Source organism: Pseudonocardia pini, from assembly GCF_013870575.1.
GTDB classification, from domain to species: Bacteria; Actinomycetota; Actinomycetes; order Mycobacteriales; family Pseudonocardiaceae; genus Pseudonocardia; species Pseudonocardia pini.
The window spans coordinates 1-6275 of sequence record NZ_JACBXB010000299.1 but is presented as its reverse complement, the minus strand read 5'-3'; the positions used below and the strand labels follow the sequence as shown (position 1 = coordinate 6275).

Below are 6275 nucleotides of genomic sequence, written 5' to 3'. Positions count from 1 at the left end.
CCTCCGCGACCAGCCGCTGCATCGCCTCGCGCAGCGGACCGCGGCTCACCCCGAGCCGGGCGGCCAGGTCGACCTCACCCAGCTGGGCGCCGGGCGGGAAGGTCCCGCGCATGATCGCGCCGCGGATCCGGTCCGCGACGATGGCCGCGGTGGACCGTCGGCTGATGGGTTCCAGCTCCCCGTCCATCGGTCACCGCGTCCGACGGTCGACTCCGCGGGCTCCGTCCCCGGGTCCGGTCGTCGGCTCAGCGGGCTCCGTCCCCGGCCCCGCGGCGAAGAGGGCTCCCAGACCGTCCCGTGCCCGGTCCGCGCCCGCGAGCCGCAGGCCCTGCCACACGCTGACCTGGTTGGCGGTGAGCACCGGCCTGCCCACGCGCGCGTCGAGCCGGTCGAGGAGCTCGATGGTGTGCAGCGCGGTGTCCGGCAGCAGGATCGCCTCCGCCTCCGGTGCGTCGGCGGCCACCGCGGCGGCGAAGTCCAGCACGACGTCCTCGGTCAACGTGCCCACCTCGGCCGCGGTGACGATCCCGCGCGGAGTCATGGTGAGCACCCGGATCCCGGCCTTGGCCAGGAACTCCACGAACCGCTCGGCCACGTCCGCCGGGTAGGTCGCGCCGACCGCCACGGAGGTGACGCCCAGCCGCGCACAGGCGTCGACGAACGCGAACGACGTGCTCGACGCCGGCACCCCCGCCACCTCGCGCAGGGCCGCGACCTGCGCCTGCGCGCCGTCCCAGCCGAAGACGAACGAGCCCGACGTGCAGGCCCAGACGATCGAGTCCAGCGGCCCGTCACTCGCCCCCAGTGCCTGCGCGCCGTCGGCGAGGACGTCCTCGGAGCCGACGTCGAGCAGGGCGTCCACCCGGTGGGCGTCCTCCCGCATCAGCGTGTGCACCAGCGGCAACCGCGCCCCCGGCCCGAGCAGGCGCTCCGCGCGCGGGTAGTCGTCCTCGGCGGAGTAGCCGGGGTACAGGATTCCGACGGTCGTCACGAGCAGTCCCTCCCAGAACGGATTGTCGACAACCGTACAACTCCGGCTAGGCCGCGGAAAGGTGCAACGGCACGTCGAGCAGCCTGCCCCCGCCCACGGCCCGACGGCCGAGCGCGCGCAGCGAGGCCCACATGGTCACCTGGTTCGCGGTGATCACCGGCTTGCCGAGCGCCTGCTCGAGGGGCTCGACGATGTCGTAGGTGGGCAGGTTGGTGCAGCTGATGAACAACGCGTCGGCCTCCGGCCGGTCCACCGCCTGCACGATCTCGACGACCCGCTCGTACCCGACCCGCCAGATGTTGCCCAGCAGCCCGAGCCCCTCGCTCGCCACGGTCTGGATGCCGCTGTCCGCGAGGTAGCCGACGAGCCGGTCCGTGACGGGCTGGATGTACGGCGTGGCGATCGCCAGGTTCCGCACGTCCAGCAGGTGCAGCGCCTCGACCAGCGCGCCGCTGGTGGTGGTCGCGACCGGCGCACCCGCCTCGATCATGGTGCGGCGCAGGACGGCCTCCCCGGGCACCCCGGACACGAAGCTGCCCGACGTGCACGCGAACGTCACGACACCGGGCCGCGGCGTCAGCACGTCCCGGGTGGCGCGGCGCACCGCACGCCGGTCCGCGACGGCCACCGCCATCTCGACGGTGACCGGCGTGGTGAAGAACGGGAGCCGGGTGAGGTACAGCGAGACGTCGTCCGGCGCCCACCGCCACAGCTCGCGGTCCAGCGCGAAGTCGAACGGGGCGACGACCCCGACGCCGGGGGTGTCCTCCGACTCGACCGACTCGGTGTCGACGAGGCCGACGGAGAGCTCAGCGGGCACGGCCTACTCCACTTGCGAACGCTCCCTATGCGGGAGAAGCCTCGGGGACCCGCTCGTAGACGAGCCGCTCCCCCACGCTGCCGGAACGCCACACGTCGTGGCACGCCTCCGCCATCGCCGGCAGATTCTCCACGATGGTGGCGTAGACGTTGCCGGGGACCCAGCCCACGTCCCCGTTGAGCAACAGGTTGTTGCGGCCGTAGAAGATCGCCAGGTCGATGCCGCCCGCGGCCTGGTCGATGTCCTGGTCCTCCTTGAAGGACGCGTCGAGCATGCCGCCGTGGAAGTCGAAGTAGCAGACGTCCCCCGGGATCGGCGTGACCGTGGGGTTCTCCTGGCCGATCGTGGGACCGAAGCGCGGGACGATCGAGTAGACCTCGTTGCGCGCGTACTTGGCGTGCTGCGCCGGACCGCCGAGGGGGCCGCCCGCGAGGGCCTCCCACACCGCCGCGGTGGTGCGCGGCGCCTCCTTCTCGAGCAGCTCGGCCACGCAGGACACGCCGCGGCGCTCGAGGGTGATCCGGATGTACTTCGGCACTACTGCTCCCTACGGCCGTCGGATACGCGGATTGTTGACAATCATACGAGCGCTTCCTAGCGTGTCAATCGCCTCCCCCTCGTCCGAAAGGATCTGCTCGCGTGCCCGTTACCGCAGGTCAGCCCGTCGTCGCGGTGCTGGCCGGAGACGACCGACCGGACGACCTGGGCGAGGGGGTGGAGGTGCGCCTGGCGGGTGACGACGATCTCGCCGAGGCCCTGTCCGGCGCCGACGTGCTGCTCGTCTGGGACTTCCTCTCCTACGCGGTCCCCACGGCGTGGCGCGCGGCGGACACGAGCCGGGTGCGGTGGGTCCACACCGCCAGCGCCGGCGTCGACAAGGTGACGTTCCCCGAGCTGCGGGAGCACCCGGCGGAGATCACCAACGCCCGCGGGGTGTTCGACCGGCCGATCGCCGAGTACGTGGCCGGGGTGGTGCTGGCGTTCGCGAAGGACCTGCCGGGGTCGCTGCGGCTGCAGGCGCGCGGCGAGTGGCGACACCGCGAGACCACCACGCTGGCGGGCCGCACCGCCGTGGTCGTGGGGAGCGGACCGATCGGGCGGGCGATCGCGGAGCTGCTGGGGGCCCTGGGGCTCGCGGTCGAGCTCGTCGGACGGCGTGCGGCCGACGGCGTGCACGCCTTCTCCGCGCTGCCGGAGCTGTTGCCGTCCGCGGACTGGCTGGTCCTGGCCGCCCCGCTGACCGACGCGACCCAGGGCATGCTCGACAAGGCCGCGCTGGACCTCCTGCCGGAGCACGCCCGCGTGGTCAACGTGGGCCGCGGCGGGCTGGTCGTGCAGCCGGACCTGGTCGCGGCGCTGGCCGGGGGCCGCATCGCGGGCGCCGCGCTCGACGTCTTCGAGGTCGAGCCGCTGCCCGCCGACTCCCCGTTGTGGACGATGGAGAACGTGATCGTCACGCCGCACATGTCCGGGGACGTCGTGGGCTGGCGGGACGCGCTGCGCACCCAGTTCCTGGACAACCTCGCCCGCTTCCGTGCGGGCGAGCCGCTGCACAACGTCGTCGACAAGTCCCTCGGCTATGTGAAGGGCCCCGCATGACAACCGCCGACCTCTCCGCCACCGAGCTGCTGGCCGCGTTCGAGAAGGGCGAGATCTCCCCGGTCCAGGCCACGCAGGACGCGCTGGACCGGATCGAGGAGCACAACGCCGCGGTCAACGCGTTCACGCTGGTGGACGCGGACTCCGCGCTCGCGGCGGCCCGGCAGTCCGCGGAGCGGTGGCAGGCGGGCGCGCCGTGCGGGCCGCTCGACGGCGTCCCCACCTCCATCAAGGACATCCTGCTCACCAAGGGCTGGCCCACGACCCGGGGCTCGTTCGTCGCCGCCCAGCCCGAGCCGTTCGACGTCGACGGGCCGCCGGTCGCGCGGGTCCGCGAGGCCGGCGCCGTCCTGCTCGGCAAGGTGACCACGCCGGAGTACGCGTGGAAGGGCGTCACGGACTCGCCGCGCTGGGGCGTGACCACGAACCCGTGGGATCCCACGAAGACCGCCGGGGGGTCCTCGGGGGGCTCGTCCGCGGCGGTCGGCCTCGGGATGGGCGCGCTGTCGCTCGGGACCGACGCCGGTGGCTCGGTCCGGATCCCCGCGGCCTTCACCGGCACGGTGGCGCACAAGTCCACGTACGGCCGCGTCGCACACCACCCGGGCAGCCCGTTCGGGACGTTGGCGCACGTGGGACCGATGACCCGCACCGCGCTCGACGCCGCCCTGCTGCTCGACGTGATCGCCGGGTTCGACGCCCGCGACCCCTGGCTGCTCGACGCCCCGCCTCGATCCTTCGCCGAGCAGGCGACGGAGGGGGTCGCCGGGCTGCGGATCGCCGTCAGCCCCACGTTGGGCTTCGTCGACGTGCACCCGGAGGTCCGGGCCGCCTTCGAGGCCGCGGCCGAGGTGTTCGCGCGGCTGGGGGCCACCGTCGAGCGGGCGGATCCCGGGTTCGCGGACTGCGTCGACCCGTTCCACGTCCTGTGGTTCGCGGGCGCGGCGAAGTGCCTCGAGCCGTACTCGGCGGAGCAGCGGTCGCGCATGGACCCGGCGCTGGTGGAGATCGCGGAGATCGGGGCGGGCTACTCGGCCACGGACTTCCTGGGCGCGATGGCGGTGCGGAACGAGATGGGCTCACTGATGGGCGCGTTCCACGCCGACTACGACCTGCTGCTCACCCCGACCCTGCCCATCCCGGCGTTCGAGGGTGGCCTGGAGACGCCGAGCGGTTCCGGGCGGTGGACCTCCTGGACGCCCTTCACCTACCCGTTCAACATGACCCAGCAGCCGGCGGCGTCGGTCCCCTGCGGCTTCGCCGAGGGCCTCCCGGTGGGCCTGCAGATCGTGGGCCCACGACACGCGGACGGCAGGGTCCTGGCCGCAGCGCACGCCTACGAGCGGGCGACACCCCACCACGAGCAGGTCCCCACCCTCCTCCGCTGACCGCGCTGTGCGACGGGGTCAGGTGGCGTCGGGGTCGATCGGGGGGCGCTCGTCGGGGGCCAGGCGTTCCACCGGTTTCGCGGCCGGGGGGGCCGCTGGGGGGGTGGCGCCGTTGCCGTTGCCGTTGTCGCGCAGCGTGCTCATGCCCAACGGGTCGGAGTCGCCGTCGAAGAGGGTGCGGCGGACCGCGGTCTTGGGGTTGAAGTTCCGCAGGCCGCGCAGGTCCTCGAGCGGCTTGCGGAGCTCGTCGAACTCCGGGCCCATCTCCTCGCGCAGCTTCGTCTGCGCACCGGTCGCGTACTCGCGGACCTGTCGGATCGACTTGCCGAGCCACGCGGCGGCCGACGGCAGCCGGTCGGGGCCGAGGATGAACAACCCGGCCACCACGATGACCAGGATCTCCCCCCAGCCGACACTGTCGAACACAGGACCAGACTAGTCCTGGCCGAGGGTGGCGGTCACGGTGAGCGGACGACCGTCACGGACCAGGTCGATCGGGACGACGTCGCCGGGGTTGCGTTCGCGGACCGCGACGATCAGCTCGTCCGCCCCCGCGATCGCCCGGTCCCCGACGCGGACGAGCACGTCCCCCTCCAGGATCCCGGCTGCCGCGGCGGCGCCGCCCTGCACCACGTTCTGCACCTGCGCGCCGTCCGCGCGCCCGTCCGTGACCGACCGGACGTTCACGCCGAGGTCGGCGTGCGTGACGGCCCCGGTCCGGATGAGCTCCTCGGCGATCCCCCTGGCGTCGTCGATCGGGATGGCGAAGCCCAGCCCGATCGAGCCGCCCTCGTCCTGCCCACCGCCGCCGGACAGGCTCCGGATCGCCGTGTTGATCCCCACGACCGCGCCCGTCGAGTCCACGAGGGCGCCGCCGGAGTTGCCGGGGTTGATCGCCGCGTCGGTCTGGACGGCGTCGATGACGGCGATGTCGTCCCCCTCGCCGTCGAGCCGCACGGGCCGGTCCAGCGCGCTGACGATGCCGGTCGTGACCGTGCCCGCCAGGCCGAGCGGCGAGCCGATCGCGATCACCCCGTCGCCCACGACGAGCGAGCCCGCCGCCCCGAACTGCGCGACCGTCGGGTTCGTGACCTGCACCTTCAGCACCGCGAGATCGGTCTTCGGGTCCCGCCCGACGACGGCTGCGGGCACCCGGGTGCCGTCTGTGAACACCGCCTGGATGCTGCCCCCGGGCGAGTTCACCGCGGGCGCGACGACGTGGTTGTTCGTGAGCACGTACCCCGCCGGGTCGATCACCACGCCGGAGCCGGTCCCGCCCTGCTCCCCCACCTTCACGTCCAGCGAGACGACGGCCGGCAACACCCGGCCCGCCACGTCCGCGACCGAGCCGGGCGGCCGCTCCTTCGCCTCGCTGACCTCGGCGAGGGTGGACCCGGGATCGGTGAGCGAGTTCGCGCCCTCGACGGTGTACCGCCCGACGATCCCGCCGACGGCCCCCACGAGCAGCGCGATCGCC

8 protein-coding genes are annotated in these 6275 nt (G+C 73.5%); 2 read left to right on the top strand and 6 right to left on the bottom strand.

All coding sequences use genetic code 11. From position 1 onward, the window contains the following. From H5J29_RS17510 to H5J29_RS17495, 4 genes are all read right to left on the bottom strand, one after another. Positions 1-187: GntR family transcriptional regulator (locus H5J29_RS17510; RefSeq protein ID WP_181782025.1), on the bottom strand; the 187-nt coding region annotated here is incomplete at its 3' end. A 3-nt stretch (positions 188-190) separates the two neighbouring features. Beyond that, positions 191-991 (bottom strand): maleate cis-trans isomerase family protein, encoded by an 801-nt coding sequence (locus H5J29_RS17505; protein ID WP_181782024.1) that lies wholly within the window; start codon positions 989-991, stop codon positions 191-193. A 46-nt stretch (positions 992-1037) separates the two neighbouring features. After that, the gene (locus H5J29_RS17500) at positions 1038-1811 is read right to left on the bottom strand and encodes a maleate cis-trans isomerase family protein (protein ID WP_181782023.1); all 774 of its coding nucleotides are present in this window, start codon (positions 1809-1811) and stop codon (positions 1038-1040) included. Positions 1812-1836: 25 nt separating this feature from the next. Beyond that, positions 1837-2349: a DUF3830 family protein gene (locus H5J29_RS17495; protein WP_312858282.1), complete on the bottom strand. Its 513-nt coding sequence runs from the start codon at positions 2347-2349 to the stop codon at positions 1837-1839. A gap of 101 nt (positions 2350-2450) precedes the next feature. Between H5J29_RS17495 and H5J29_RS17490 the strand changes: the two genes are divergently transcribed. Further along, entirely contained in the window at positions 2451-3410 is a 960-nt protein-coding gene (locus H5J29_RS17490) for a D-2-hydroxyacid dehydrogenase (RefSeq protein WP_181782022.1), read from the top strand. Further along, positions 3407-4798 carry an amidase gene (locus H5J29_RS17485; RefSeq protein ID WP_181782021.1) on the top strand — a complete coding sequence of 464 codons (1392 nt, stop codon included), beginning with the start codon at positions 3407-3409 and terminating at the stop codon, positions 4796-4798. Before H5J29_RS17490 ends, H5J29_RS17485 begins: the two co-directional genes overlap by 4 nt. Positions 4799-4816: 18 nt before the next feature. Here H5J29_RS17485 and tatB read toward each other — a convergent pair whose 3' ends face one another. Further along, complete coding sequence (gene tatB, locus H5J29_RS17480) at positions 4817-5224, bottom strand: Sec-independent protein translocase protein TatB (RefSeq protein ID WP_181782020.1); 408 nt, start codon at positions 5222-5224, stop codon at positions 4817-4819. A gap of 9 nt (positions 5225-5233) precedes the next feature. Then, the coding region (locus H5J29_RS17475) for a S1C family serine protease (protein WP_181782019.1) at positions 5234-6275 on the bottom strand (1042 nt) is incomplete at its 5' end.

Bases quoted from the DNA above. Each gene is read 5' to 3' on its own strand.
- H5J29_RS17485 (WP_181782021.1), top strand. From the start codon at position 3,407: ATGACAACCGCCGACCTCTCCGCCACCGAGCTGCTGGCCGCGTTCGAG.